This window comes from Mesorhizobium carmichaelinearum, assembly GCF_900199455.1.
In the GTDB taxonomy this organism is placed as follows: Bacteria; Pseudomonadota; Alphaproteobacteria; order Rhizobiales; family Rhizobiaceae; genus Mesorhizobium; species Mesorhizobium carmichaelinearum.
In genome coordinates this window covers 355,326-379,750 of record NZ_FZQR01000002.1, presented here as the reverse complement: position 1 = coordinate 379,750, position 24,425 = coordinate 355,326, and the positions used below count along the sequence as shown (strand labels likewise).

The following is a 24,425-nucleotide window of genomic DNA, read 5'->3' as shown; positions in this document are numbered from 1 at the left end:
CTCATGCCGCCTTGCCGTCGCCGAACTTTTCGATCGAGCGCGCCAGCTCGGCATGGCTGCTGGCATAGTCCGCCAGCGCAATGCCCGCGACGGCGGCCTGCCAGGCCTGCTGCACGGCGCGCACGCCGGCACCCGGGCCATCCGGATGGCTGACGATGCCGCCGCCGCAGAGATAGAGGAGATCGACCGTCCGCCCGGTGCGCTCATAGGTCTCGGGCGCCTGTCCGCCCCACTGGCCGGAACCGGCGACAGGCAGCGCGCAATCGTCGGGCGAAAACAGCGGCGTCGTCACCGCCTCGAAGGAGCGGACGAAAGACTCGTCCGGCTCCCAGTATTTCGAGGCGATGCCGTTGATCTGGAACTGGTCGACGCCAAGCAGCCGCCAGAACTGCTGCCAGACCTTGAAATCCATGCCGAGTCCGGGGTGGCGGGTGAGGATGTCCCAGCCATTGCGGTGGGCGTGCAGCACCAGGCCGGAGCGCTTTCTGAGGTATGCCATGCCGCCGAAGCCGATGGAGTTGATGTTGATGACCGCGCAATTGCCGCCGGCCGCAAGCACCAGATCGTGGTTGCGCATCATCTCGTCGGGATCGGCATGCGAGATGCCGAAGGCATACATCACCTTCTTGCCGGTCTTCTGCTCGTGGTCGAGGATCGGCGGCATGATCGCCTTCACCCGGTCCGCCAGTGGCGAGTAGGCCGGGCTCATCAGCTTCTCATCGTCCTTGATGAAATCGACGCCGGCCTCGATCAACTCGCCCACCATCGCGGCCGTCTCGGGTGGCCGCAAGCCCAGCGCCGGCTTGACGATGGTGCCGATGATCGGGCGGCCCTCAACGCCGGTCAGCCGGCGGCTGCCGGCGACACCAAATTGCGGGCCTGGATGCGCGCCCCTGAATTCTTGCGGCAGCTTCATGTCGACGACGCGGATGCCAGACAGACCCTTGATCGAATAGGTGCCGCCGATGGCGATGGTCATCAGCGCCGACAGGTCGGTGCCGATCGCGTCGAACGGAAAGGCGATGTCGACATCGGCGCGTTTGAAAGGTCCGGTGCCAGCCTCGGGAATGGACGGAAGCTGCGCATCGGGCAGATGCCGGATCGCCAGCACCCGCGCCGCCACGCGTGCCTTCAGCTCTTCGGTCTCGCCGGGCAGGGCGACAAAGGTGCCGGTCGACTGGTCGCTGGCGATCTTGGCCGCCAGCGCTTCGATGCTGTCAGGCGTTTCGATGCGATAGGTGACTGTGATCATGGCCGGTCGAAAGCGTCCGAAAAAAGTTTTGTTGTGCTCCAAATCTGGTATAATGAGTACATAAGTATTGCAAGCAAATATCCCGGTTCGCGCAACGGGGGCGGTCAAGGCGCAGGCATTCCGGGAATCGCGCCGGGAATGCTAAACAGGAACCGGGCCAGGGAGTGATTCGTCACGATGAACCGTTCGGAGCCGATCGTCCGGCGCAAACTTTCCGACGAAGTCTTTGCAAGGCTGAAGCGGCTGATCACCAGCGGCGAGCTGCAGCCGGGCGACGACATGCCGTCGGAGCGCGAATTGATGGAGCGCTTCGAGGTTGGCCGGCCGGCGATCCGCGAGGCGATGCAGGCGCTGAGCAATATGGGCCTTGTCGCGATTTCGCATGGCGAGCGGGCCAAGGTGCTGCAGCTCACCGCCAAGTCGATTATCAAACAGGTCGACGGCGCGGCCAAGATCATCCTGTCGTCGTCGAGGGACACGCTCGAGCACCTCAAGACCGCGCGCATCTTCTTCGAGCGTGGCATGGTCAGGGAAGCCGCCGAGAAGGCCGCCGTCGAGGACGTGCAGCGGCTCAAGGCAACCGTCGCCGAGCAGCGTGCCGCGCGCGGCGATTCCGACGCCTTCATTTCCGCCGACATGAAATTTCACACCCAGATCGCGGCGATATCGGGCAACCCGATCTATGTCGCCGTCAGCGAGGCGATGCTCGGCTGGCTGAAGGAATATCACACCGAGATGCTGATCTGGACCGGCAAGGAAAAGTACACGCTGACCGAGCACGAGGAGATCGTCGACCGCATCGAGCACAGGGATGCCGACGGTGCCGAGAAGTCGATGATCAAGCACCTCGAACGCTCGCGCGCGCTCTATGTGATGAACTCCGAGAAGTAGGCTCTTAACCGATCCGGATAATGGCGTAGGGCGACATGACGAGATGACCCTGGCCAAGCGCCGAAGCGTCGACCGGGACATCGTTTGCCGTCAGGTTCGCCAGCCACACGATGGTCTCGCCCGAGGTGGAGCGGCCGGCCAGCGCCGCTATCCGCGTTTTGTCGCTCGTCTTGGCGGAGATATGCGCGAGACCAGCCAATTCGCAAAGCCCCTTGATGGCTTGGAAGATCGGCCGCGGAGATCCTTCGACGGTCGGTTCCCCGGATGCCGCCAGCACGCCGAACGGCCCGGTGAAGCCGGACAGCGTCAGCATCTCCAGCCCGGCCGACGCAACACCTACGGCATAGCCGATGGTCCAGGCGGCGGCGAACAGGCCGTTGTGGCGCGGATCGCGGTTCGCCATGGCGATGCGCTGTCCCTGCGGATTGTCCTTGGTCGCGCCGCCATAGGGGTTCTGCCGCATGGCAATGGTCGAAGGTCCGATCCGGTAGGGCTTGTCACCGAAGATCGCCCGCGCCGACCGGGTGATGAACGGCAACGCCTCCAGCGACTGCATGACGCTGAGATCGTCGGCTGCGTGCACGATCGGGCAGGTGCAATGGGTGACGAAATCGAGCAGCCCGGCCGGAACGCGCTTGCGGTTGAGTTCGGTGAAGTAGCTGAACATGCCGCCGCCGAGACGGATGTCGGGAAAGGCGCGTCGTGCCGCGGCATAGACATCTTCCAGCGGCGGGCAGGGCGGCCAGGCACTGCCCGGCGGTGTCGACTGGCGGTCGACGGACGGCGACACCGCTATGGCATCGAGCCGCAGGCCCGCGCGGCGCACCAGGCCGGCGATATCGGAGAGCTCGGCATCGAGATCGCCACTGCAGGCGACCACGCATTCGAGCGTTGTGCGGGCAGGATAGACGCCGGCGAGCCGGGCGAAAGCGCGCAAGGCGTCGAGCCCGTGACCGCGCGTCGGATCGTAGTGGAACAGCAGTTGCTGTGGACCAAGCATGCCGAGCGCCGAAAGGTTCGCCAGCACCGTCTCGACATCGCCGGGATAGACGATCACGCCGACGTCCGGCAGCGCCGGACCGGGCTCGCCAAGCGTCACGCGGACCGCACCGGACGCCTCGGCGACTGCCGGCGGCTTGCCGTTGCCGGCAATGCGCAGGCTGATCGTCTGGCGATTGGTTTCGCCGGCCGGCAACACATAGGGCCATGGCAGCGCCAGCGGCCGCACATAGGTCTTGTAGGAGGCATCGGACCAGTTACGCTGGTCCTCCATCTCGAAAATGTCGCCGTCCATGCGGCATTCGGCGCTGATGCCGAGACGCACCTCATGCGTGATGGCGCGCAAATCCTTGAAAGGCTGCCAAGGGTCGATCAGGTCAGGCAGTTTCGTCGCCACCACGCTGCCGTCCGTGTGCTCCACCGTCACCGGGCTGCCGGCGAGACCGGAGATCGGATGCAGGATGCAGAAGCCGCAGCGGTTGGTCTCGAAATCGCTTTCGGCCAGCGCGTTGACATCAAACACCAGTCGGCCGTCAGAGCAGCCTTTGATGATAGCGCGGAAGGCGAGCCGGCTTCCGCCCGGTCCGGTGCAACTCGCCGTGTAGCCGACCGAGAAAGCATCGGCGCCCTGGTCGATGACAAGGTCCGTCAGCGCGGGCTCGTAGGTGCCCCAGTCGCGGTCGCGCACGATATAGGCGATGGCGCGCAGCACCTCCGTGCCGCCGTGGCGGATGGTGCGCAGATTGCCGTTGACGAAATCGGCGCTGAGTGGCCCGGCGCTGAGCCGGACCGGTTCGGCTTCCACTGCACGTGTGCCGCAGTGGAGGAAGCGATCGACGGTCATTTCAGCAGGTCGTCGATCTGCACCGGCTGCCGGCTGGCGGCGCCGGAATAGGCCGCCTCGACCAGCGCGAATGTCTTGAGGTTGTCGGCGCCCGAGGTAGCTGGCTCCTTGCCTGATGCAAGGCAGTCGACCCAGTGCCGCTGGATCGCCAGCACGCTCTCCTGGATGTTGTGCCATGGCCGCGAGGCCCAGGGCAGCAGCGGCGGCGAGATATCCCTGACAATTGTGCCGCTCTTGCCGGTGACGGTGAGCTGGTATCCTTGCGCCAGCCGCACGGTCCCGTCGCTGCCGTCGATCTCGATCAGCGTTTCGGGAAATGGCTCGACGGCAAGCCTGGTTGCATAGCTGCAATCGACCACCGAAGTGGCGCCGCTTTTGTGATCCATCAGCATGGTGGCGACATCCTCGCCGGCGATGGCCGGATTGATGCGCGCGGTGCGGGCGGTGAGGCTCGACACGTCGCCGAGGAGAAAACGCGCAATGTCGAGGATATGGATGCCGAGATCCTCGATGATGAAACGCTTGCCCGTCGCCAGATAGGGCTGGCCGGAAAACACGTCATAGGCAGAGCGGAAGGAGATTCGCCCGAAGAAGGGCGTGCCGATCGCGCCGCTGTCGAGCACGGCGCGCACCGCCTGGATCGGCGACTGCCAGCGGAAATTCTCATGCACCATCAGCGGCACGCCGGCCTTGGCGCAGGCCGCGACCATCGCCTTGGCGTCGGTGAGCGTCGGCGCGAAGGGTTTCTGGCAGATCACCGGAACGCGGTGGGCGGCCGCCATCTCGACCAGCGGCCGATGGCTGGCGACGGTGGTGGCGATGTCGACGAAGTCGAGCGTCTCGGCGGCGAACAGCGCCGCGGCATCGGTATAGCGCCGCTCGACGCCGAACTGGTCGCCAACAATCCTGAGCCGCTCCGGATCGCGGTCGCAAATGGCGATGATCGAGGCGCCGTCGATGTCGCGCCAGGCATGCATCTGGTTGACGGCGAAGAAGCCGCAGCCGATCAGCGCTCCGCTCAAATTCACCATGCTCAACCCGCCTTTGCCATCTGCATCAGGGTCACACGCTGCTGGAGCCGGCGCTGCGCCTGGTCGACGACGACGGCGACGATGATGACGAGGCCCTTGATCACCATCTGCCAGAAGGAACTCACGCCCATCATCACCAGCCCGTCCGACAGTATGCCGATGACGAAGGCGCCGACAATGGTGCCGCCGATCGTGCCGCGGCCGCCCGACATCGAGGTGCCGCCAAGCACCGCGGCCGCAATGGCATTCAGCTCGAAACTCTCGCCCGTCGCCGGATGCGAGGCCATCAGTTCCGACGAGATGATGAGGCCGACGATCGCCGCGCAGAAACCGGAGAACATGTAGACGAACATCTTGACCATGTTGACGCGCACGCCGGAAATCCGTGCCGCGCGCTCGTTGCCGCCGACCGCGAAGATGTGGCGGCCGAGCGGCGTGTACCGGGCGAGATAGGCGGCTCCCAGCGCCACGACGATCAGGATCCAGATCGACACCGGCAGGCCGACGAGCCGGCCGGCGCCGAGGAAGCCGAAGCCTGTGGTGCCGAGCTCCGGCTTGCCGACCAGATTGGGGAAGGTGCGGCCGTCGGACGACAGCAGCGCCAGGCCGCGCGCCACGTAGAGGACGCCGAGCGTGGCAATGAAGGGTGCGACATTGAGCCGGGTGATCAGCAATCCGTTGACGGCGCCGATCAATATGCCGACCGCCAGGGTGATCAATGCGATCTCGACCACGTTGAAATAGATGGTGTAGCCGATCTGCAGATCGATGCCGTTGAGCACGAGATAGCCGGCCACCATGCCGCACAGGCCGACGATAGAGCCGACCGAAAGGTCGATGCCGCCGGTGATGATGACGAAGGTCATGCCCATGGCGAGGAAGGCGTTGAGCGCCACATGCTTGGCCATGAGGATCAGATTGGCGGCCGACAGGAAGTTCGGCGCTGCGATGGAGAAGAACACCAGCACGGCGATCAGCGCGATGAAGGTCCGGAGCTTCATCAGCGTCAGCAGCGCCGAGCCGCTGGAGGCCGATGCGTGAGCCGCTCTGGCCGGAATGTCAGTCATCAGCGTTGCTCTCCATGTTCTGGGGCAAGACGTGCGAGGGCCGGTCCGTGGCCGAGCGCCGATGCGGCGACGATCGCGGCCTCGGTCGCCTCGGCGCGGTCGAACATGCCGGTCAGTTTGCCATTGCTCATCACCGCGATCCGGTCGGACAGCGCCATCACCTCGTCGAGGTCGGATGTGGCGAAGAGGATGCCGAGCCCATCGCGCGACAGTTTGCGCATGGTGCGGAAGACGTCAGCCTTGGCGCCGACATCGATGCCGCGGCTCGGCTCGTCCATCAAGAGCACCTTCGGTCCGGTGAGCAGTGCCTTGCCGATCACCACCTTCTGCTGGTTGCCGCCGGAAAGCGACGAGACTTCCTGCGCCGGGTCGGCGACTTTGATCGAAAGCTCCCGCACCATCTCCGTGACAGCCTGCCGCTCGTCGCCGCCACGGATGTGGAACAGGCGCACGAAGCGCGACAGGCTCGCCAGCGTCAAATTGCTGGCGACCGAGAGGATTGAGACCAGGCCCTCGCGCTGGCGGTCTTCCGGGATCAGCGCCAGGCCGCGCCGGATGCGCCGCGTCGTGTCGCGTTCCCTGATATGTTTTCCGTCGATGAAGATCTTGCCGCTGGCATGGCCGTGGCGGCCCATGATGCAGTCGAACAGCTCGCTGCGCCCGGCGCCCATCAGGCCGTAGATGCCCAGAATCTCGCCGGCGCGCAGCGACAGCGAGACGTGATCGACCGCCAGTCCGCCGGTGGCGCGCGGCAGGCAGATGTCCTCGGCGCGGAAGATTTCCTCGCCCGGTACATGGTCGTCGGCCTTGGCGAAATCCTTGGCATCCGAGCCGATCATCTGCCGCACGATCCATTGCGTGTCGACGTGTCTCATCTCCTCCTGGCCGGTGATGCGGCCGTCGCGCAGCACGGTGATGTAGTCGCCGATGCGAATCAGCTCCTCGAGCCGGTGCGAGATGTAGACGATCGCCACGCCGCGCGCCTTGAGGTCGGCGATCACCTTGAACAGGATCTCGACTTCGGACGCACTCAGCGCCGAAGTCGGCTCGTCCATGATCAGGATGCGAGCGTCGAGCGAGACAGCCTTGGCGATCTCGACCAGCTGCTGCTGGCCGATGCGCAGATCCTCGACCAGCATGTCCGGCCGGGTGCCGGCTTCGAGCCGATCGAGGAATTCACCGGCCCGCCGTTCCTGTTCCTTGCGGTCGATCTTGCCAAACCGGTTGGTGATCTCGCGCGTGGCAAAAATGTTCTCGGCGACCGTCATGTTGCCGAACAGGTTCAATTCCTGGAACACCATGCCGATGCCGCGGTTCACCGCGTCACCGGAGGAGGAGAAGGACACCTCATTGCCGTCGAGCAGGATGCGCCCGGCCGTCGGCTGCTCGACGCCGGCGATGATCTTCATCAGCGTCGACTTGCCGGCGCCATTCTCGCCGACGAGCACATTGACCGCGCCCTTGCGCACCTCGAAATTGGCCTGCTTGACCGCGACGGTGCCGGCAGAGACTTTGGAGACGTCTTCCAGCTTGAGGATGACGTCTTGGCTAAGCACCGTGTTCATGGCTTCGGCCCGATCTCGGCCTCCGCCGGGGTCACCAATGGCAGGTCCTGGCCGCCTTCGATCGTGTAGGCGCCGAGCACCTTGGCGGTGCGGCCCTCCAGCGCCTCGCGCGGCAGCTTGGACAGCACGGTCTTGTCGGCATAGGCGTTGAACGCCTTGCCGAACTGGGCGAAGTCGATCTGGTTGGTGAAATCGTTGAACTGGACGAAATCGAGGCTGTCGCGCAGTGCGGTTCCGCGCATCGCCGGCCCGATCTGCACCCGCGCATCCGCCTTGCCGTCGCCGTCGACGTCGATATCCATCGTTACCGCGCGCGACTGTGTGTTGGCGGCGATGATCTTGCCCTCGACGCGGACCGCGAAGGTCCATGGCGAATTCGCCTGCTTCTTCGGGTTGCCGTATTTGGCACCAGCTGCCGCCTGATCGGTCTTCGCCAGCGCATGGACCTCGGCGAACGGCCCGGCCTTCTGCTGCAGGTACGGGATGACCTTCGCCACCCAGATCTCCTCGACCATCTTGTCCGGGTTGAAGCCGGACGCATTGGCGCCGCCTTGCGCGGAGGGCGTCGGCAGAATCTTGCAGGCGCTGAGGCTAAGGCCGGCGAGCGCGACAAGGGTCAGCCAGGTCAACTTCTTCGGCATCGCGGTCAAGCATCCCAGGGAAATGGAGACGAGGGACGAACCCTAGGTTCGCCCCTCGCGGATTGCATTGCGCCGGCTCAGTTCTTCAGCGCGAAGGTTTCCAGCTTGGCGGCATTGTCGCCATTGACGAGCACGCAATCCATCAGCTGCTTTTCCTTCTCGGGCGACTTCTTGTTCTTGATGAAGTCGTTGGCCTGCTCGACCGCCATCTGCGCCTGGGCGTAGGCCGGCTGCAGTACCGTCGCCTTGATGCCGCCAGATGTGATGGAGTCGCGCACGTCGTTGGAGCCGTCGAAGCCGACGACGATGACATCCTTGCGGTTCGCCGCGGCGAGCGCCGCATAGGCGCCCATCGCCATCGTGTCGTTGCCGGAGATCACGCCCTTGATGTCGGGATTGGCCTGCAGGATCGATTCCATCTTGGAGTAGGCCTCGGTCTGGCTCCAGTTGGCCGACTGCTGCGCAACCTTCTTCAGGTCCGGATAGTCGTCGATCACGTCGTGATAGCCCTTGGAGCGGATGCCGGCATTGGTGTCGGATTCCTTGCCGACCAGCTCGACATAATTGCCCTTCTCACCCATCAGCTTGACGAACTCCTGCGCGCCGAGCTGGGCGCCCTGGTAGTTGTTCGAGACGATCTGCGCCACGGCAACGCCGGTGGCGTTGATCTCGCGGTCGATCAGGAAGGAGGGGATGCCGGCGTCCTTGGCCTTCTGCACCGCGGCGACGGTGGCGTCGGCGCCGGCATTGTCGAGGATGATCGCCTTGGCGCCGCGGCCGATCGCGGTGTCGATCAGTTCGGACTGCTTGTTGGCGTCGTCGTCATGCACCAGCACCAGCGCCTCGTAGCCGAGCTCCTTGGCCTTTGCCTCGGCGCCGACGGCTTCCGCCTTGAAGAACGGATTGTCGTGCGAGGGGGTGATGATGGCGATCAGGTCGGCCGCGAAGGCCGGCGCCGCCGTGCCAAGTGCCAGTACGCCGGCGAAAGCCGCAAGCGTCATTCTGCGAGTGAGTTTCATGAAGTCCTCCCGTTGAAAAGACATCGCCTCGACCAACCGAGGCCATTGTCTGCATTTGAATTCATCAGGCAGTGCGGGCAGCACGCGCTTGGTCAGGCAAAGCCGCTTGCCGACTTTCCAACCGAACCGATTTTCGCTCCCCGTTCCTCGCCATCCTCCGCTCGTCCCGGCTTCAATCCGAGCGCGAGAGCAGCTTAGCTAACTGGTATGATGAGTCAATCACTAATTAAGGTGATCTGTATCTGACAGTTGCCGTGGCTCTCCCTTCTCCGCAGGCGAGAAGGAAGGACGGAGCCCTCTCAGGTAATGCGCTGGATGCTGGCGGCGATTTCTTCCGGCTCGAAGACGCGCTTCCAGTCGTCGCGCATCAGCACCGGTTTGCCGAATTCGATGGCCTTATTGCAGGCATCGGAGAATACGCCCTTGGTCTCGCCGAAGATGACGGCGCCGAGCACATTCATGTGGCCGAGCAGGAAATCGAGCGCGGCCTGCCGATCGACGCCGCGCGCCACGACCTCGTCGAGGGCTTCCTTCATGACGACGAGCAGCGAGGCGCACACCGTCTCCGAAAGGCCGGGCTCCAGCAGCGCCATGTGCTCGACCGTGACGCGGTGCGAGCGCATCACCGGCGCCCAGATGATCTGGGCGATCTTCTCGCCCTTGGCGTAGTCTTCCTCCGGCCCTTGCATCAGGGCGCTGACGAAATGCTGTTTGGCTTTGACGCCGCCGAAGAAGTCCTTCTTGGCGGCCATGTCGGTCTCGTCGTTGAAGATCGGTGGATGGCAGGGATGGGTGACGAAATAGGTAAGGTCGGGACGATCGGGCAAATGACCGGCGAACGGGGCCGCCGCATCGAGCACGATCACCATCGTGCCAGGGGCCAGCTTGCTTTCGATGCTGGCGGCGACCTTGCCGATATGCGTGTCAGGCACGGCCAGGATCACGACCTCGGCACCGTCTAGCGCCTCATCGACGCCGACCGCGTCGAAGCCCAGACCGGTTTTCAGCCGCTCCTTGCCCGCTTCGCTGATCTCGACATGGCGGATCGTATAGTCCGATCCGCGAAAATTGGTTGACAGGCGATAGCCCATTTTCCCGCCCGCACCGAACAGCGCAATCGTTGTCATCTGACCTTGCTCCCTAATCCATAGGCGATCGTCCAGCGATCGTCATCTTGTGCACTGGTATGATCACTCTACCAGAATTTGGCAAGAGGAATCATTGGTTTTGTGTTCGTCACTTCGACAGGGGCGCGGCAGCGCCTGGCCCTGTCTTCGCCGCCGCAGCGTCCGTGGGATCGACCGCGGCACGGCGCGCCAATGCCTGTCGTCCGGCAAGTGCCAGCACGAAGATGACGACGATGCCCTGAACGATGTCCTGGGCGCCGGGAGGCAGCCCAATGATCTGCATGGTGGTAACGATCAGGATGAGCAGGATGCTGGCGAACAGGGTGCCGAGCGCGGTCGCCGAACCGCCGAAGATCAGCGTGCCGCCGAGCACCACGGCGGCGATCGACTGCAACAGATATGGCTGGCCCATTTCGAGGAAGGCGCCGCCGATATAGGCGCCGAGCAGCAGGCCGTCGAGCGAGGCAAGTATTGACGAGATGATGAAGGCCGCCGCGATCACCCGGCCGTTGTTGATGGCGGCGAGCCGGGCAGCGGTCCGGTTCTGGCCGACCGCCGACAGAAGCTGCCCGAACACGGTGTAGCGCAGCACGAAGGAGGCGATCGCCACGCCGACAATGGCGATGATGGCCATGATCGGAACGCCCGAGATACGGCCGGTCGCCAGATCCTTGAGCGCCGGGCTGACGGCAAAGCCGGGGATCGCTTTGTTCGACAGCAGCGTCGCGGTCGCCAGCACATAGCCCGTGGCGAGCGTCGCGATGATCGCCGGAATGCCGAGGCCGACGACGAGCAGCGAATTGAGCAGGCCGACCGCGAGGCCGAGCAGGACGGCAGTGGCAACGCCAATGGCGAGGTTGGCATCCTGGCCCTTGATGGTGAGCAGCGCGACGAAGGCGCTGAGCGTGATCACGGAGGCGACGGAGAGGTCGATATTGCCGCGCCCCGTGGTGACGACGAACATCTGGCCGATGCCGACGACCGTCAGGAACGAGGCCGACAGGATGATGCCCGACAGGCTGGAGAGGCTGAAGCGGTTGGTCACCACCGAAAGGTCAAACCAGAGCAGGAGCACGCCGATGGCGGCCCAAATCCAGCGGTTTTTCTGGGCCCAGAAAGTGAAGGCGGACAGCGCGTTCATTGTTCGCTCCCCCGGTCCGCGGTCAGGCCGCGCAGCGTCAGGAGCGCGATGAGGATCAGCCCTTGTGTCGCGGCGTTGTAGTCGCTGCTCACATTGAGCGTGCCGAGCAGCGCGCCGATCAGCGACAATGTCACTGCGCCGGCAATGGCGCCGACCGGGGAGACGATGCCGCCAAGCAGCGAGCAGCCGCCCATGACCACGGCGGCGACGCTGAGCAGCGTGAACGAATTGCCGGAATTGATGTCGCTCGCCGTGTTGATCGCGGTCAGCGAAAGGCCGGCGGACGCCGCGAACAGCCCGGCGATGAAATAGCGCACCAGCGCGTAGCGTGTCGGCGACCAGCCCGAGCGGATCATTGCGGTGGGATTGTTGCCGAAGCCGCGCAGCACCACGCCGAGCGGCAGCCGGTCGATCACCAGCACCACCAGGGCGACCGCCGCGATGAGGATGATGGATGTTGGCAGGAAGTCGAGCGACCAGCCGAACAGCGCCGTCAGCCATTCAGGACTGGCGCCGCCCGGTGTCGGCTGCAGCGCATAGCCCAACCCCACCCAGATGAAGGAGGCGCCGAGCGTGACGACGATGGCCGGGATCTTGCGCGCCTGGATCAACCCGCCAAGACCGGCATAGGCGGCCACCGCCGCTGCAAGGGCAAGCGCGCCGAGCCATGGCTGATCGTAGAGCAGCGTGGCGCTGAGCACGCTGACCAGGCCGGCAAAGGCACCGACGCCGAGATCGATTTCGCTGCCGCCGACGATGAACATCTGCGCCGCCGTCACCAGCACCAGCGACAGCGCCGGCATCAGCAGCAGGTCGAGCCCGAAGATCGAGGCGACCGCCGGATTCGCCGAGATCATCACCGCCAGCACGACGGCGAGGCCGATGAAGGGAGCGGCGTTCACCAGTCTGCGGGCAAGCCCGGCGGCGCCGACTTTACTCTGCGCTGCGTCGGCGCGCTTGTCCGCTTGCTGGACGAAGGATGCCCCGACGATCGCCGCTTCGGTGATCGCCTCGCCGGTCAACTCCTTGACGATCCGCCCGCCGGCGAAGACCAGCACGCGGTCGCAGGCCAGCAGTTCGGCGTCCTCGGTCGTGTGCCAGACAAGTGTCCGCCCGCTGCGCGCGATGTCGTTGCAGAGCCGGTAGAAATCCTGCTTGGTGGCGATGTCCACGCCGCGCGTCGGATCGTCGAGCAGGATGATCGGCGTATCGGCAACGAGTGCGCGGGCAACCAGCGCCTTCTGCTGGTTGCCGCCGCTCAGCTCCAGAATGTTGGACCCGAAGCGGTTTTCATCGAGCCGCAGCCGTCCGGCGGCGTCGGCCGCGGCCTCGCGGTTGACCCGATCCGAGATCAGGCCCAGCGCCGGGCGGCGCGCAAGGCTGCCGATGGAGATGTTGCCCAGCACGCTCCACAGCGGGAACACGCCTTCCTTCTGGCGGTCGCCGGCGATGAAGCCGGCTTCGCCGGTCCGGGTGACGGCGGCATCCTTTCCGGGCTTGAAGATGGCATGCAGCAGCTCCTTCTGGCCGCTGCCCTCGAGCCCCGCCAGTCCGACGATCTCACCGCGCGCGATCTCGATGTCGCGGCCGAGTTCGAATGTCAGCGCCCCGGACAGCCGCACCAATGCGCCTCCGCTGCTGGCGACGGTGACGCCATGCTGGTGGATCGAGTTGGCGTCGCCGCCCATCAACTGTACCAGCTTGCCGATCGACGTATCCGCCACCTCGCCGCGCCAGGCGGTGCGTCCGTTGCGCAGCACGACAACCTGCGCGGCGATGTCGATGATCTCCTGCAGTTTGTGACTGATGAAGATGAAGGCCAGGCCGGCCTTGGCCCGCTCGCGGATGAAAGCCCGCAATTGCCTGGAGCGATCGAGATCGAGCGAGGAGGTCGGCTCGTCGAGAACGATGAGCCTGACGCCGGGCGTGGCGGCGGCGCGTGCAATCTCGACCATCTGCCGTTCGGCGATGGAGAGCTGGCTGACTTCCGCGTTCACATCGATGCCGTTGCCGGGAAAGACGGCATCGAGCGCCGAGCGCGCGCGGCCTCTGTAAAGCGTCCGCCAGCCCGGCCGGCTTGCCGCGTCCTGCGGCGTCTCCAGAAAGAAGTTCTCGGCCACGGACAGATTGGCGCACAGCGACAGTTCCTGATGCACCATGCGGATGCCGCGCCGTTGCGCTTCCGCCGTGTTGTAGTCGGTGAAGTCAAGCGCCTGGCCGGCGAAAGCGATCGAGCCCAGGGTTGGCCACATCGTGCCGCAAAGAATGCGCATCAGCGTCGACTTGCCGGCACCGTTGCCGCCGACGAGGCCGATGATCTCGCCGGCCGAAACGGCGAGATCGATCTCGGCATTCGCCAGCGTCGGCCCGAAACTCTTGGTGATCTGTGAAAGCGAGACGATTTCCTGCCGAGCGGCGGGTGCTATGACGGCTGCCCCCTTCTGATCGGCAACGGCAAGGTGGGACATTCGTCCTCCGTTTCTTCACGGCCAAGGATCGGGCGCCATTCGGCGTCCGATCCATTGTGCTGGTCGCGTTACTTGCTCAGCAGGTTTTGCTTAACCCAATCGAGCGAATAGCTGGGGCTGATGATCTGGCCGCCCGGCAGCTTGGCGTACTCTTTGAGATTGCTGGCGTCGACCGTTGCCACAGGCATGATCATCATCTTTGGCGCCTTGGCGCCCTTGAGCAAGGACAGGCCGAGCCAGAACGCGGCGCCGCCAATGCCTGGTGTCGTGTTCATCGACACCGTCTGGTAGCCATTCTTGGCGTTTTCGTCGGCCCACCATTTGACGAAGTCGGTACCGCCGCCGCCCTCGATGATCGGCATCTTGCCGGCATAGTCGCCACCATATTGGACGAAGGCCTGGGCGATGCCGACATCGTCGCTGCCGCCCTGGCCGAGCACCGCATCGACATGCGGCAGCGAGGGCAGGACATTGGCGATGGCTGCCTGTGCGACCGAGGCCGTCGCTTGGCCATAGACGGTGGCGACAACCTTGATATCGGGATATTTCGCCAGCACCGATTGCTGCGCATTGAACATGTCATTGTCGGGCGCCGAGCCCTTCACGCCGCGCACCTGGATGACGTTGCCCTTGCCGTTGAGCATCTTGAACACGGCCTCTGCCTGGGTCGCCTTGTAGCCCTTGAAGTCGAAATTGAGCTGATAGTTGCAAGGCGCCGAGGCGACCGAATCGAAGGAGACGACGATGATGCCGGCCTTGCAGGCTTTTTCGATGATGCCGTTGACCGCGGTTTCCGAGGCGGCGTCGACGGCGAGCACGTCGACCTTCTTGAGGATCAACTCAGCGATCTGGCTGTTCTGCTGCGCCACCGAGCCATCACCGTTCATGACGATGTAGTCGGCGATCTGACCAGCCGCCTTTGCTTCCTTGGCCGAGGCTTCGAAGGCCTCGACCATCTGGTGCCGCCAGGTGTTGCCGTAATAGGCGTTGGTCAGCGCGATCACCGGTGCATCCGATGACGCTGCTGCCGGCAGCGCAAACACACTCCCCACCGCGGCGCTGGCAAGCGCCGCCACGATTGCAAACTTCATGATACTTCCTCCCAAAAACACCGACCAGCATGGTCGGCTTGCATGCCATCCCATGATGGCGTCTCGCGAAAGACACCATACCATCTACATGTTATACCAGCATACCAAATAGGCAAGCCGGTACCAGAACTCACTTGATGCATTGACGAGAGCGAAACGCGGCCGATCGTTTCGTCTTTCTTGCCTTTGGCCAGTCGGGCCGGTTCGCGCCGGTAAACCCGTTTGCCGGTCGCGTAGCCTACCAGCGTCGACCGCAGGCAGAAATTATGTCATCATATATGTAATGTCAATTGGTCATGGGGCCTTGCCTGTCGCTGCGACTTGAGGTCGATATGCCCAGGAGTGATGGCGGAGGGATGGATGGAACCGGTCCAGAAGAAGAAGCTGTATGTGGAAGTGCTGGACCGGCTGATGGCGGCGATCTCGACATCCGAGTTTCCGCCTGGCTCTCAATTGCCGTCGGAAAAGGAACTGATGACGATGATCGGCGTGGGACGGCCGTCGATCCGTGAAGCCATGCTGACGCTGCAGCAGATGGGGCTTATCAAGATTTCCCATGGAGAACGTGCGCGCGTTATCAATCCGACACCCGAGGTGATCGTCGATCAGGTTTCCGCGGCGATGGTCATGATGCTGGCGACAAACTCGCGTGGCCTCGAAGAACTCAAGGAAGTCAGGCTCTTGCTGGAAACCGGCCTGGTGCGGATAGCCACCCGGCGCGCCACCGCCAAGAGCCTGGAACGACTTGCCGAGACCTTGCGCCAGCTGCGGGATGCCCGGGGTGACCAGGCGCGATTTGTCGCCGCCGACATGGAATTCCACGAAGTGATTGCCGAAATGAGCGGCAATTCGATGATAGCGGCGGTGGCGAAGGGAATGCTCGAATGGCTGTCCCGCTTCAAGCGCGACCTTGTGGCGGTGAAAGGTGCTGAACGCCTGACCGTCGAGGAGCACGAGCGCATCTACAAGGCGATCGCCAGCGGGGATCCGGAAGGCGCGAGCCTTGCCATGGCCGAACATATCGGCCGCGCCAATGAGCTCTATTCGAAACTGATAGGCGGCGAGGCCGGCTGAATATTCGGATCGCCCAAAAATTTTTGAGTGCCAAAACTCATGTGATGACATGATATCTTTTTGGTGCTAACGCTCGTCTCCATGAATGTCCGTCCAGCGTGGACGCTGCATTGACCGGCCGGGTCTCTGTGGCCTGCGCGATGGCTTCGACGCTGCGGCGGGCGTGTGTGACCGTCACATATCCGGAGATCGAGGCCGCGCAGCGAGGGTTCGGCTGAATCGGCGCGCCACAGGCGCACCATCAAGACAATTGGGAGAGATACGAATGACAATATCCGTGGCGCTGCTGGGAGCTGGCGGGAAGATGGGCTTCCGCGTGGCGCGCAAGCTGATCGAAGCGGGCTACGATGTCCGTGCCGTGGAAGTCGGCGAGGCCGGCCGCAAGCGGCTGTCGGAGGCCGGCATCAGCGCCGTCTCCATGGAAGAGGGCGTGCCCGGTGCCAAGGTCGTGGTCATGGCCTTGCCGGACAATATCATCGGCCAGATCGCACGGCAGATCTCGCCGATGCTCGCCAAAGGCACCATGCTTCTCATCCTCGATGCCGCCGCACCTTATGCTGGCGACTTGCCCAAGGATCGGCCGGATCTGACCTATTTTGTCGGCCATCCCTGCCATCCGCCTTTGTTCGGCGACGAGACGGAGTGGGCGGCGCGCCGCGATTATCATGGCGGCATCGCCAGGCAGTCGATCGTCTGCGCCCTGATGCAGGGCCCGGAAGAGCATTACGCGCTTGGTGAAGAGGTGTGCAAGGCGATGTGGTCGCCGATCATCGATAGCCACCGCGTCACGGTCGAACAGCTGGCGATCCTTGAGCCGGGCCTGTCCGAGATGGTTGCCATGCCCTTCGTCGACACCATGGTCGAGGCCGTCGAGGAATGCGAGCGCAAATACGGCATTCCCAGAAAGGCCGCCCTCGACTTTCTGATTGGCCACCTCAATGTCGAGATCGCCATGTGGTTCGGCTTCTCCCCGAAAGTGCCGTCCGATGCCGCACTGCGCCTGATGCGTTTCGCCAAGGGCGTCGTGGTCCGCGACGATTGGCGCGAGGCGCTGTCTCCAGCCAAGGTGAAGGAAGCGTCCGAACTGATCGTCTACGGCAAGGGAGCCTGAGCGCCGTTGTCGTCGCCACGGATCATATCGGTATCGACCGCCCTCTTCGATGGCTATTCCATGGAACTGGCCATCAAGGAGATCGCGGCGGCTGGCGGCGGCTATGTCGAACCGGCCTTCATTCGCGGCTATGTCGATTTCGATGAAAGCATGTTTGCCGACAGTGAAGCTTCGAAGCTGCGTCAGACAGCAGACAATGCCGGGCTTGGGATCAATGCCGTGTCGGGTCATCTCGACCTATCAGGCCCGGATGCGCTGGATGCATTATCGCGACGAGTGACCTTTGCGGCCGGGCTTGGCGCAAAGTTCCTGATGACCAATGCCGGCCCGATGACAAATCGGGCTGACATCCGCGGGACGATCGATGCCATCCTGCCGAGGCTGGAACAGGCCGGCATCGTCCTCGCGCTCGAGAACCCTGGGCAGGGCAACGGCGATTTGCTTGGCAACGCTCGATTGGGGGCGAGCTTCATCCGTGAAATCGGATCGCGGCATGTCTGTCTGAACCACGACGCCGGAAATGTCTTCACCTATAGCGACGAGGCGACACAGCCCGCGCAGGATATCGCGGCGGCCCTCGATGCGGTCGGTCATGCTCATCTGAAGGACGTCATCAGCACCGACGCAGGGTGGGCATTCTGCGCCGTCGGCGACGGCTCGGTCGACTACGAAGCGTACTGGGCCGTCCTTCCGCCAACACTGCCGATCAGCATCGAACTGCCCTTGCGACTGGAGCGGCCGCAGCGCCGTGATCCCCAACGGCGAAACACACCTGTCGATGTCGCAACCATTCGTCGCGCGCTGCGGCGCTCATTGCATTTCGTCAACTTGCTGGAAACCGCGAGGATCAGCGCTTTCTGAACTCCGAATTGGCCCTGCGCTCACGAGCCCGGCGCATAGACGCCTATCCGCGTTCGGGGAACATCGCCTTCAGGCCCTCTCGCGAGGCCTTGGCGATGCCGCGTTCGGTGATCAAGCCGGTCACCAGCCGCGCCGGGGTCACGTCGAAGGCCGGGTTCGCGGCCGGCGTCGACTCGGGCGAGATGCGCACCTGGGCGATCTCGCCGTCGGCGGTCTTGCCCCAGACAAGCGAAACCTCGTCGGCCGAACGCTGCTCGATCGGGATTTCGGCCAGCCCGTCATGCACCGTCCAGTCGATGGTCGGCGAGGGCAGCGCGACATAGAACGGCACGTCATTGTCGGCGGCGGCGAGCGCCTTCAAATAGGTGCCGATCTTGTTGCAGACGTCGCCGTCGGCGGTGGTACGGTCGGTGCCGACGATGACCATGTCGATCGCACCACGCTGCATCAGATGGCCGCCGGCATTGTCGACGATCAGTGTGTGCGGGACGCCATGGCCGGCCATCTCCCAGGCGGTCAGCTGGGCGCCCTGGTTGCGCGGCCGCGTCTCGTCGACATAGACGTGGACTGGGATGCCGGCCTCGGTTGCCAGATAGATCGGCGCGGTGGCGGTGCCGTAGTCGACCGTCGCCAGCCAGCCGGCATTGCAGTGAGTGAGAATGTTGACCGTCTCGCCCGGTTCTTTACGCGCGGCGATCGCCTTGATGATGGCGAGGCCGTTCTCGCCGATGGCGCGGTTCAGCCCGACATCCTCGTCGGCGATTTCACCGGCGCGCCGATAAGCTGCCGCGGCGCGTTGTGCTGTCGGCAGCGGCTTGAGGAAGCGCCGCATCTCGTCGAGCGCCCAGCGCAGATTGATCGCTGTCGGGCGTGTTTCGTGCAGCGTCTCCCAGACGCCGTCGAGCGCTTCGTCGGACGGATCGTCCGCCATCTGTATGGCGACACCATAGGCGGCGGTGACGCCGATCAGCGGCGCGCCGCGCACCCACATGTCGCGAATGGCGGTGGCGATCCCGGCAACCGTGCCTATCGTCTCGATGCGGAAATCATGCGGCAGCCAGCGCTGGTCGATGATGTCGACCGAACGGCCGTCGTCGCTCAGCCAGATGGTGCGATAGTGGCGCTCGCCGACGTTCAAATGCTGTTCTCCTGTTCGATCAGCGCGGCCAGAGTGTTGACCTCGTCGATGCTGTGAATCTGGCGCCGGTTGACGGCGATGTGACGGCCGAATTTCAGTGCCTTCGCCTCGCAGGAAGCGCGCAGATCCTCATCGGCAATGGTCTCGAAGTCGGCATTGTGGGCGAGGCCGAGGATGCGCCTGTGCACCTCGATGCCGGCAAAGCCGAGCAGGTCGGTCCAGATCTGATGCAGCACGTGGTCGAGCGCCTGCTCGGAGCCCAGCCTGTCGCCCTGATCCTCGAACAGGCTCTTTTGGTAGAGCATCCCTGTCCGTTCGGTGCGCCACAGATGCGAGAACTCGGCGCGGAATACGCCCCAAGTCTCCGTCGTGACCCCGAGCAGATAGGAACGCATGGCGTCGCGCTTGCCCGTCTGCTCATGCCCGCGTTGCGAGAAGAACGACATCCAGAAATTGGCGAGCAGCATGCCGACATCGAAGGCCATCGGTCCGTAGAAGGCGAACTCCGGATCGATCATCCGGGTCTCCTGGTCGGTGACCATGATCGAGCCGGAATGCAAATCGCCATGCAGCAGCGTCTCGGCATTGGCCGCGAAAATGTGCTTCAGCCGCTGCGCCTCGACCTTGAGGTCGCGATCGGCGCGCAGTTCGGCAACCAGGCCGTTGAGCTGCGGGCTGGTATGCCGGTTCAACTTGGCGTCGAAATAGGGGTCGGAAAACACCAAGTCCTCGGTGATGCCGCAGAGCTCGACATTGTCGGCGAACAGCGCCAGATCGGCCTTGCGGTCCCTGGTCACCATCGACAGGTCGGAACCGCGAAACAGCGTGCGGGCCATGAACAGGCCGATATTCCTGGCGATGTTGGGCAACTGGCGCCCGTCGATCAGGGCGCGCCTGAGAATGATGTGCGGCGGCGCCAGGTACTCCATGATGATCAGCGCCTGGCCTTCATCGAAGTAATAGATCGCCGGCACGGAGCCGGGCGCGCGCGCCTCTTGTCTGGTCAGCGCATGATATTCGAAGAAGGAGCGCTTCAGCGGCAGCGGCCAGCTGTCGCCGACCAGGCGGACATAGGGCAGGGCCTGCTTGACTACAGCGGCACCGCTGGCGCCCTCGACGATGAAGACGAGGTTCAGGTTGCCGTCGCCGACCTCACGGACCTTCCAGTGTGTCGTGTCCCGGCCGATCTTGGCGCATAGCGCCTCGTTCGTGCCGAGGCGCGTTGCAAGCGTCTCCACCGACAGTGCTTCGAACGGCAATTTTCCAGTCATCGTCATCCTCTCGCTTATGCACTCCGAACATAACGGAGGCATGGCGGCCGGGCCAAGCTAGGAAGCGATCTGGCAATTGTCAATCGTGTTGACAATTGCCGACATAGCCCATAGCGTCATGGTCAGGGAGGAACGCATGATCGGCAATGCCGTGTTCCGCGTAGAGGGACTGAGGAAATCCTTTGGTCGCAACGAGGTGCTTGGCGGCATCTCGCTCGAGCTGCATTCCGGCGAAGTCACCGTGCTGATGGGCGCCAACGGCGCCGGCAAATCCACCCTCGTCAAGATCATCTCCGGCGTCTACGAACGCGGCGGTGGCACCATGACTCTCGCCGACCTGGATTTTGCGCCGAACACGCCGGCGGAAGCGATCCGCGCCGGCGTCGTCACCGTGCACCAGAACATCAATGACGGCGTGGTCGCCGACCTCGATGTCGCCACCAATCTGACGCTCGACCGGCTGAGCGGCCGGGGCGCGCCGACCCTGTTCAATCCCGCCCGCGTGCGCCGCGAGGCCAAGGCCGTCGCCGACCGCATGGGTTTGGCCATCGATCTCAAGGCCCGCGTCAACGATCTTTCGCTTGCCGACCGCCAGATGGTGGCGATCGCGCGTGCCCTGGCGCACCAACCAAAGGTGCTGATCCTCGACGAGCCGACCTCCTCGCTCTCCAGCGCCGAGGCCGATCGGCTGTTCGCGCTGGTCGACCGGCTGCGCGAGCAAGGCGTGGCGATCCTCTACATCTCGCACCGCATGTCGGACATCAGGCGGCTTGCCGATCGCATCGTCTCGATGCGTGACGGCGTCATTTCGGGCGTCTTCGACACCAAGCCGCTCGACTATGAAGGCGCGGTCAATGCTATGCTCGGCCGCAAGATCCATCTCGACCAGATCGTTGCCAGAAGTTCTGCCAAACCGGTCCTGACCGTTGAAGGCCTGCGCATCGCGCAGGGTGCCAGGCCGATTTCGCTGACGCTTGGCGATGGCGAGGTCGTTGCCATCACCGGCCTCGTCGGCGTCGGCAAGACGGCGCTTGCCGAAACGCTGTTCGGCGTGCGCAAGCCGCTCGCCGGCACCATGACGATGAATGGTAAGCCCTATGCACCGCGCTCGGCCGGTGATGCGATCGCCGCCGGCGTGTTCCTCGTCGCCAAGGATCGCGCCACCAGCGGCATCGTCGGCGGCTTCAACATCGAACGCAATGTCAGCCTGCCGTTCCTCAAGCGGATGTCGAATCTGACCGTGCTCAAACGCCGCCTCGAACGCGCCACCGCGCGCCGGCAGATCGAGGAACTCAGCATCGTCTGCCGTTCCGAGAAGGACGAGATGTCGGCATTGTCCGGCGGCAACCAGCAGAAGGTCATGGTCGCCCGCTGGATGGCGCAGAATGCCGCGCTGTTCATCCTCGACGAACCGTTTCAGGGCGTCGACATCTCAGCCAGGCGCGACATCGCCGCCAAGCTGAGGGCAAGCGCCCATGGCCGCGCGACGCTTTTGTTCGTCACCGAACTCGACGAGGCGCTGGAGACGGCCGACCGCATCCTGGTGATGTCGGAGCACACAATCGTCGGTGAACACCGCAACGCCGAAGTCGATCTCGACCGCTTGCTGGCCGAGGTCGCCGGCGGGCCGCTGCACAGCGCGGCCTGAGCGTGGCGGTCGATAGAATTGGAATGGAGAGACTATGGGTTCGAGTTGGGTAAGAATGGTCGCGTCGCGCGGGTGCGCTGAATGACGTTGCGCGACTACGCCATCCGCTACGGCTTCATTGTCCTGTTGTTCGGGCTGGTCGCCTATTTCGCGATCGCCGCGGACGGTTTCGTCTCGCCGCAAAGCGCCGTCTTCATTTTCCAGTCGGTCGCCATCACCGGCGTGCTGGCGCTCGGTGTCACCGCCACGCTGGTCGTCGGTGGCTTCGACCTGTCGATCGGCTCGGTCGCGACATCAGCCATGATGGCGGCGGCCTATGTCATGGTGGTGCTGGAGCAGAACGCCGTCGTCGCGGTCGTCGTCTGCCTGCTCATCGGCGCCATTGTCGGCCTGATCAATGGCTGGCTGATCGTCTATATGCGCGTGCCCGATCTCCTAGCCACGCTCGGCATGATGTTCCTGCTGGTCGGCCTGCAGCGCATCCCCACCGAAGGCCGCTCGATCGCCACCGGCATGACCATGCCGGACGGCTCGGTCGCCAATGGCAAGTTCGGCGACGCCTTCCTGGCGCTTGGCCGCCACCGCTTCGACTTCTTCATCCCCAACCTCATTCCGGTGTCGGTTGTCGTGCTGCTGGTGCTGGCCGTGCTGATCTGGTTCTTCCTGGAATACACCCGCTTCGGCCGCATGATGTATGCGGTTGGCTCCAATGAGCGCGCCGCCGAACTCGCCGGCGCGCCGGTCAAGGCATACAAGATCTGGGCCTACGTCATTTCAGGCGTCTTTGCCTCGATCGGCGGCATTTTGCTCGCCGCCCGGCTTGGGCGAGGCGACATCGCCTCGGGCAACAATCTGCTGCTCGATGCGGTCGCCGCGGCCCTGATCGGCTACGCGGTGCTGGGCGCTGCCAAGCCAAACGCCTTCGGCACCGCCATCGGTGCGCTGTTCGTCGGCATCCTGCTGCAAGGTCTGACGATGATGAACGCGCCTTATTACACGCAGGATTTCGTCAAGGGCGTGGTTCTGGTCGTCGCCCTTGTCTTCACCTTTGCCCTTTCGGGCAGGGGCAGGGGATAGTTTCGACCGGATAGGATTTTCGAGTTCAACAAGAGTGGAGGAAACAAGGTGAACATCACAAGAAGACTTCTGGGGAAGGTGGCGCTCGGGCTGGCCGGCGCAACCATGCTGATGCAGGTCCCGGCGCTGGCCGCGGACAAGCCGGCGCCGTTCGACAAGCCCGGCGTCAAGATCGCGCTGGTGCGCTATCTCTCGACCGGCGACTTCTTCCAGGCTTATCTCTCGGGCGTCGAGGCACAGTCGAAGGCGCTCGGCATCGACCTGCGCGTGCTCGACAGCCGCCAGGATGCCGCCCTTCAATCGGACATGGTCGACCAGGCCATCGCGCTTGGCGTGCAGGGCATCATCATCCAGCACGGCCTGACGGAATCGATGAAGGACGCCGCGCAGCGCGCGGTCGACGCCGGCATCAAGGTGGTGGCCTTCGACGTCAATGTCGAAAACCCCAAGATCCCGCAGATCGAACAGTCGGACAAAGACCTTGCGCGCCTGGCGCTCGAGCAGGCGGTGAAGGACAATGGCGAAAGCTGGAACGCCGGCTATGTCTATGTCGCTGGTATCGCGCCGCTCGACCGCCGCAACGAAACCTGGGTGGACGTCAAGAAGAAGTATGCCGGCATCAAGGAAGTCGCGATGTTCGGCACGCTCGACAACCCGATCGCCAACTCCGTCGCCAACCAGGCGCGCTCGGTGCTGTCGGCTCATCCCGATATCAAGGTGATGTTCGCCCCCTATGACGAATTCGCCAAGGGCGTGAAGATCGCCGTAGACGAAGCTGGCCTGAACAAGGGCATCAAGATCTACTCGGCCGACATCTCGACCTCGGACATATCAGCCATGCGCGAGTCCGACAGCGCCTGGGCGGCGACCGCCGCGACCAACCCGGCCGTCGTCGGCCAGGTCTCGGTGCGCGCGCTGGCGCAGCTGCTCGCCGGCGAAGACCCCGGCCACAACGTCATCGTGCCGCCGACGCTGATCACCCAGAAGGAGCTGATCGACAAGGACATCAAGAACATGGAAGACCTGTCGGCCAAGCTGCCGCAGTTCGCCCATGCCGATGTCGCCATGCCGGCCTGGATGCCGAACCCGAACGCGAAGTAGGCGCGGAT

General features: G+C 64.0%; 20 protein-coding genes. 7 read left to right on the top strand and 13 right to left on the bottom strand.

Going from position 1 to position 24,425, the window contains the following annotated elements; translation table 11 throughout:
* Nucleotide 1: 1 nt before the first annotated feature.
* Nucleotides 2-1,252 (bottom strand): 3-oxo-isoapionate-4-phosphate decarboxylase OiaX, encoded by a 1,251-nt coding sequence (gene oiaX / locus CKW40_RS05095; protein WP_095198829.1) that lies wholly within the window; start codon nucleotides 1,250-1,252, stop codon nucleotides 2-4.
* A gap of 177 nt (nucleotides 1,253-1,429) precedes the next feature.
* Here oiaX and CKW40_RS05090 point away from each other — a divergent pair, with 177 nt between their 5' ends.
* Nucleotides 1,430-2,143, top strand: a complete 714-nt coding sequence (locus tag CKW40_RS05090) for a transcriptional regulator NanR (protein WP_095198828.1) — start codon at nucleotides 1,430-1,432, stop codon at nucleotides 2,141-2,143.
* Between the two features lie 4 nt (nucleotides 2,144-2,147).
* Here CKW40_RS05090 and apnL read toward each other — a convergent pair whose 3' ends face one another.
* The 10 genes from apnL to CKW40_RS05040 all read right to left on the bottom strand — a co-directional run bounded on the left by apnL (nucleotide 2,148) and on the right by CKW40_RS05040 (nucleotide 15,136).
* Nucleotides 2,148-3,986 carry a D-apionate lactonase gene (gene apnL / locus CKW40_RS05085; protein WP_095198827.1) on the bottom strand — a complete coding sequence of 613 codons (1,839 nt, stop codon included), beginning with the start codon at nucleotides 3,984-3,986 and terminating at the stop codon, nucleotides 2,148-2,150.
* Nucleotides 3,983-5,017, bottom strand: a complete 1,035-nt coding sequence (locus CKW40_RS05080; protein WP_095198826.1) for a Gfo/Idh/MocA family protein — start codon at nucleotides 5,015-5,017, stop codon at nucleotides 3,983-3,985. Before CKW40_RS05080 ends, apnL begins: the two co-directional genes overlap by 4 nt.
* A 2-nt stretch (nucleotides 5,018-5,019) precedes the next feature.
* Nucleotides 5,020-6,084 carry an ABC transporter permease gene (locus CKW40_RS05075; protein ID WP_095198825.1) on the bottom strand — a complete coding sequence of 355 codons (1,065 nt, stop codon included), beginning with the start codon at nucleotides 6,082-6,084 and terminating at the stop codon, nucleotides 5,020-5,022.
* The gene (locus CKW40_RS05070) at nucleotides 6,084-7,649 is read right to left on the bottom strand and encodes a sugar ABC transporter ATP-binding protein (protein WP_095198824.1); all 1,566 of its coding nucleotides are present in this window, start codon (nucleotides 7,647-7,649) and stop codon (nucleotides 6,084-6,086) included. Before CKW40_RS05070 ends, CKW40_RS05075 begins: the two co-directional genes overlap by 1 nt.
* Nucleotides 7,646-8,290 carry a DUF2291 family protein gene (locus CKW40_RS05065; RefSeq protein ID WP_095198823.1) on the bottom strand — a complete coding sequence of 215 codons (645 nt, stop codon included), beginning with the start codon at nucleotides 8,288-8,290 and terminating at the stop codon, nucleotides 7,646-7,648. The genes CKW40_RS05070 and CKW40_RS05065 overlap by 4 nt, the downstream gene beginning before the upstream one ends.
* Before the next feature lie 77 nt (nucleotides 8,291-8,367).
* Entirely contained in the window at nucleotides 8,368-9,309 is a 942-nt protein-coding gene (locus CKW40_RS05060) for a D-ribose ABC transporter substrate-binding protein (RefSeq protein WP_095199146.1), read from the bottom strand.
* A gap of 299 nt (nucleotides 9,310-9,608) precedes the next feature.
* Nucleotides 9,609-10,436 carry a phosphogluconate dehydrogenase C-terminal domain-containing protein gene (locus tag CKW40_RS05055; protein ID WP_095198822.1) on the bottom strand — a complete coding sequence of 276 codons (828 nt, stop codon included), beginning with the start codon at nucleotides 10,434-10,436 and terminating at the stop codon, nucleotides 9,609-9,611.
* A 109-nt stretch (nucleotides 10,437-10,545) separates the two neighbouring features.
* Entirely contained in the window at nucleotides 10,546-11,577 is a 1,032-nt protein-coding gene (locus CKW40_RS05050; protein ID WP_095198821.1) for an ABC transporter permease, read from the bottom strand.
* Nucleotides 11,574-14,045 carry an ATP-binding cassette domain-containing protein gene (locus CKW40_RS05045; protein ID WP_095198820.1) on the bottom strand — a complete coding sequence of 824 codons (2,472 nt, stop codon included), beginning with the start codon at nucleotides 14,043-14,045 and terminating at the stop codon, nucleotides 11,574-11,576. Before CKW40_RS05045 ends, CKW40_RS05050 begins: the two co-directional genes overlap by 4 nt.
* Before the next feature lie 68 nt (nucleotides 14,046-14,113).
* Nucleotides 14,114-15,136 carry an ABC transporter substrate-binding protein gene (locus CKW40_RS05040; protein ID WP_095198819.1) on the bottom strand — a complete coding sequence of 341 codons (1,023 nt, stop codon included), beginning with the start codon at nucleotides 15,134-15,136 and terminating at the stop codon, nucleotides 14,114-14,116.
* Between the two features lie 360 nt (nucleotides 15,137-15,496).
* Here CKW40_RS05040 and nanR point away from each other — a divergent pair, with 360 nt between their 5' ends.
* The 3 genes from nanR (at nucleotide 15,497) to CKW40_RS05025 (ending at nucleotide 18,182) form a co-directional block, all read left to right on the top strand.
* Nucleotides 15,497-16,210: a transcriptional regulator NanR gene (nanR, locus tag CKW40_RS05035; RefSeq protein WP_095198818.1), complete on the top strand. Its 714-nt coding sequence runs from the start codon at nucleotides 15,497-15,499 to the stop codon at nucleotides 16,208-16,210.
* A gap of 265 nt (nucleotides 16,211-16,475) precedes the next feature.
* Nucleotides 16,476-17,321: a phosphogluconate dehydrogenase C-terminal domain-containing protein gene (locus CKW40_RS05030; protein ID WP_095198817.1), complete on the top strand. Its 846-nt coding sequence runs from the start codon at nucleotides 16,476-16,478 to the stop codon at nucleotides 17,319-17,321.
* 6 nt (nucleotides 17,322-17,327) lie between these two features.
* Nucleotides 17,328-18,182, top strand: coding sequence for a sugar phosphate isomerase/epimerase family protein (locus CKW40_RS05025; protein WP_244571086.1), 855 nt, complete (start codon nucleotides 17,328-17,330; stop codon nucleotides 18,180-18,182).
* Between the two features lie 43 nt (nucleotides 18,183-18,225).
* Here CKW40_RS05025 and mtnA read toward each other — a convergent pair whose 3' ends face one another.
* Together mtnA and mtnK are read right to left on the bottom strand one after the other, a co-directional pair.
* The gene (mtnA, locus tag CKW40_RS05020; protein ID WP_095198816.1) at nucleotides 18,226-19,320 is read right to left on the bottom strand and encodes an S-methyl-5-thioribose-1-phosphate isomerase; all 1,095 of its coding nucleotides are present in this window, start codon (nucleotides 19,318-19,320) and stop codon (nucleotides 18,226-18,228) included.
* Nucleotides 19,317-20,591, bottom strand: coding sequence for an S-methyl-5-thioribose kinase (gene mtnK / locus CKW40_RS05015; protein WP_095199144.1), 1,275 nt, complete (start codon nucleotides 20,589-20,591; stop codon nucleotides 19,317-19,319). The genes mtnA and mtnK overlap by 4 nt, the downstream gene beginning before the upstream one ends.
* A 136-nt stretch (nucleotides 20,592-20,727) precedes the next feature.
* On the opposite strand from mtnK, the gene CKW40_RS05010 reads away from it, so the two are divergent.
* From CKW40_RS05010 to CKW40_RS05000, 3 genes are all read left to right on the top strand, one after another.
* Complete coding sequence (locus CKW40_RS05010) at nucleotides 20,728-22,239, top strand: sugar ABC transporter ATP-binding protein (RefSeq protein WP_095199143.1); 1,512 nt, start codon at nucleotides 20,728-20,730, stop codon at nucleotides 22,237-22,239.
* 81 nt (nucleotides 22,240-22,320) lie between these two features.
* Entirely contained in the window at nucleotides 22,321-23,316 is a 996-nt protein-coding gene (locus tag CKW40_RS05005) for an ABC transporter permease (RefSeq protein WP_095198815.1), read from the top strand.
* A 48-nt stretch (nucleotides 23,317-23,364) separates the two neighbouring features.
* Nucleotides 23,365-24,417, top strand: coding sequence for a substrate-binding domain-containing protein (locus CKW40_RS05000; RefSeq protein WP_095198814.1), 1,053 nt, complete (start codon nucleotides 23,365-23,367; stop codon nucleotides 24,415-24,417).
* Nucleotides 24,418-24,425: the final 8 nt, after the last annotated feature.

What these genes read in the sequence shown, in the direction of transcription:
- oiaX (WP_095198829.1), bottom strand. Translation starts at nt 1,252, where the DNA reads ATGATCACAGTCACCTATCGCATCGAAACGCCTGACAGCATCGAAGCG.
- CKW40_RS05090 (WP_095198828.1), top strand. Translation starts at nt 1,430, where the DNA reads ATGAACCGTTCGGAGCCGATCGTCCGGCGCAAACTTTCCGACGAAGTC.
- apnL (WP_095198827.1), bottom strand. Translation starts at nt 3,986, where the DNA reads ATGACCGTCGATCGCTTCCTCCACTGCGGCACACGTGCAGTGGAAGCC.
- CKW40_RS05080 (WP_095198826.1), bottom strand. Translation starts at nt 5,017, where the DNA reads ATGGTGAATTTGAGCGGAGCGCTGATCGGCTGCGGCTTCTTCGCCGTC.
- CKW40_RS05075 (WP_095198825.1), bottom strand. Translation starts at nt 6,084, where the DNA reads ATGACTGACATTCCGGCCAGAGCGGCTCACGCATCGGCCTCCAGCGGC.
- CKW40_RS05070 (WP_095198824.1), bottom strand. Translation starts at nt 7,649, where the DNA reads ATGAACACGGTGCTTAGCCAAGACGTCATCCTCAAGCTGGAAGACGTC.
- CKW40_RS05065 (WP_095198823.1), bottom strand. Translation starts at nt 8,290, where the DNA reads ATGCCGAAGAAGTTGACCTGGCTGACCCTTGTCGCGCTCGCCGGCCTT.
- CKW40_RS05060 (WP_095199146.1), bottom strand. Translation starts at nt 9,309, where the DNA reads ATGAAACTCACTCGCAGAATGACGCTTGCGGCTTTCGCCGGCGTACTG.
- CKW40_RS05055 (WP_095198822.1), bottom strand. Translation starts at nt 10,436, where the DNA reads ATGACAACGATTGCGCTGTTCGGTGCGGGCGGGAAAATGGGCTATCGC.
- CKW40_RS05050 (WP_095198821.1), bottom strand. Translation starts at nt 11,577, where the DNA reads ATGAACGCGCTGTCCGCCTTCACTTTCTGGGCCCAGAAAAACCGCTGG.
- CKW40_RS05045 (WP_095198820.1), bottom strand. Translation starts at nt 14,045, where the DNA reads ATGTCCCACCTTGCCGTTGCCGATCAGAAGGGGGCAGCCGTCATAGCA.
- CKW40_RS05040 (WP_095198819.1), bottom strand. Translation starts at nt 15,136, where the DNA reads ATGAAGTTTGCAATCGTGGCGGCGCTTGCCAGCGCCGCGGTGGGGAGT.
- nanR (WP_095198818.1), top strand. Translation starts at nt 15,497, where the DNA reads ATGGAACCGGTCCAGAAGAAGAAGCTGTATGTGGAAGTGCTGGACCGG.
- CKW40_RS05030 (WP_095198817.1), top strand. Translation starts at nt 16,476, where the DNA reads ATGACAATATCCGTGGCGCTGCTGGGAGCTGGCGGGAAGATGGGCTTC.
- mtnK (WP_095199144.1), bottom strand. Translation starts at nt 20,591, where the DNA reads ATGACTGGAAAATTGCCGTTCGAAGCACTGTCGGTGGAGACGCTTGCA.
- CKW40_RS05010 (WP_095199143.1), top strand. Translation starts at nt 20,728, where the DNA reads ATGATCGGCAATGCCGTGTTCCGCGTAGAGGGACTGAGGAAATCCTTT.
- CKW40_RS05005 (WP_095198815.1), top strand. Translation starts at nt 22,321, where the DNA reads ATGACGTTGCGCGACTACGCCATCCGCTACGGCTTCATTGTCCTGTTG.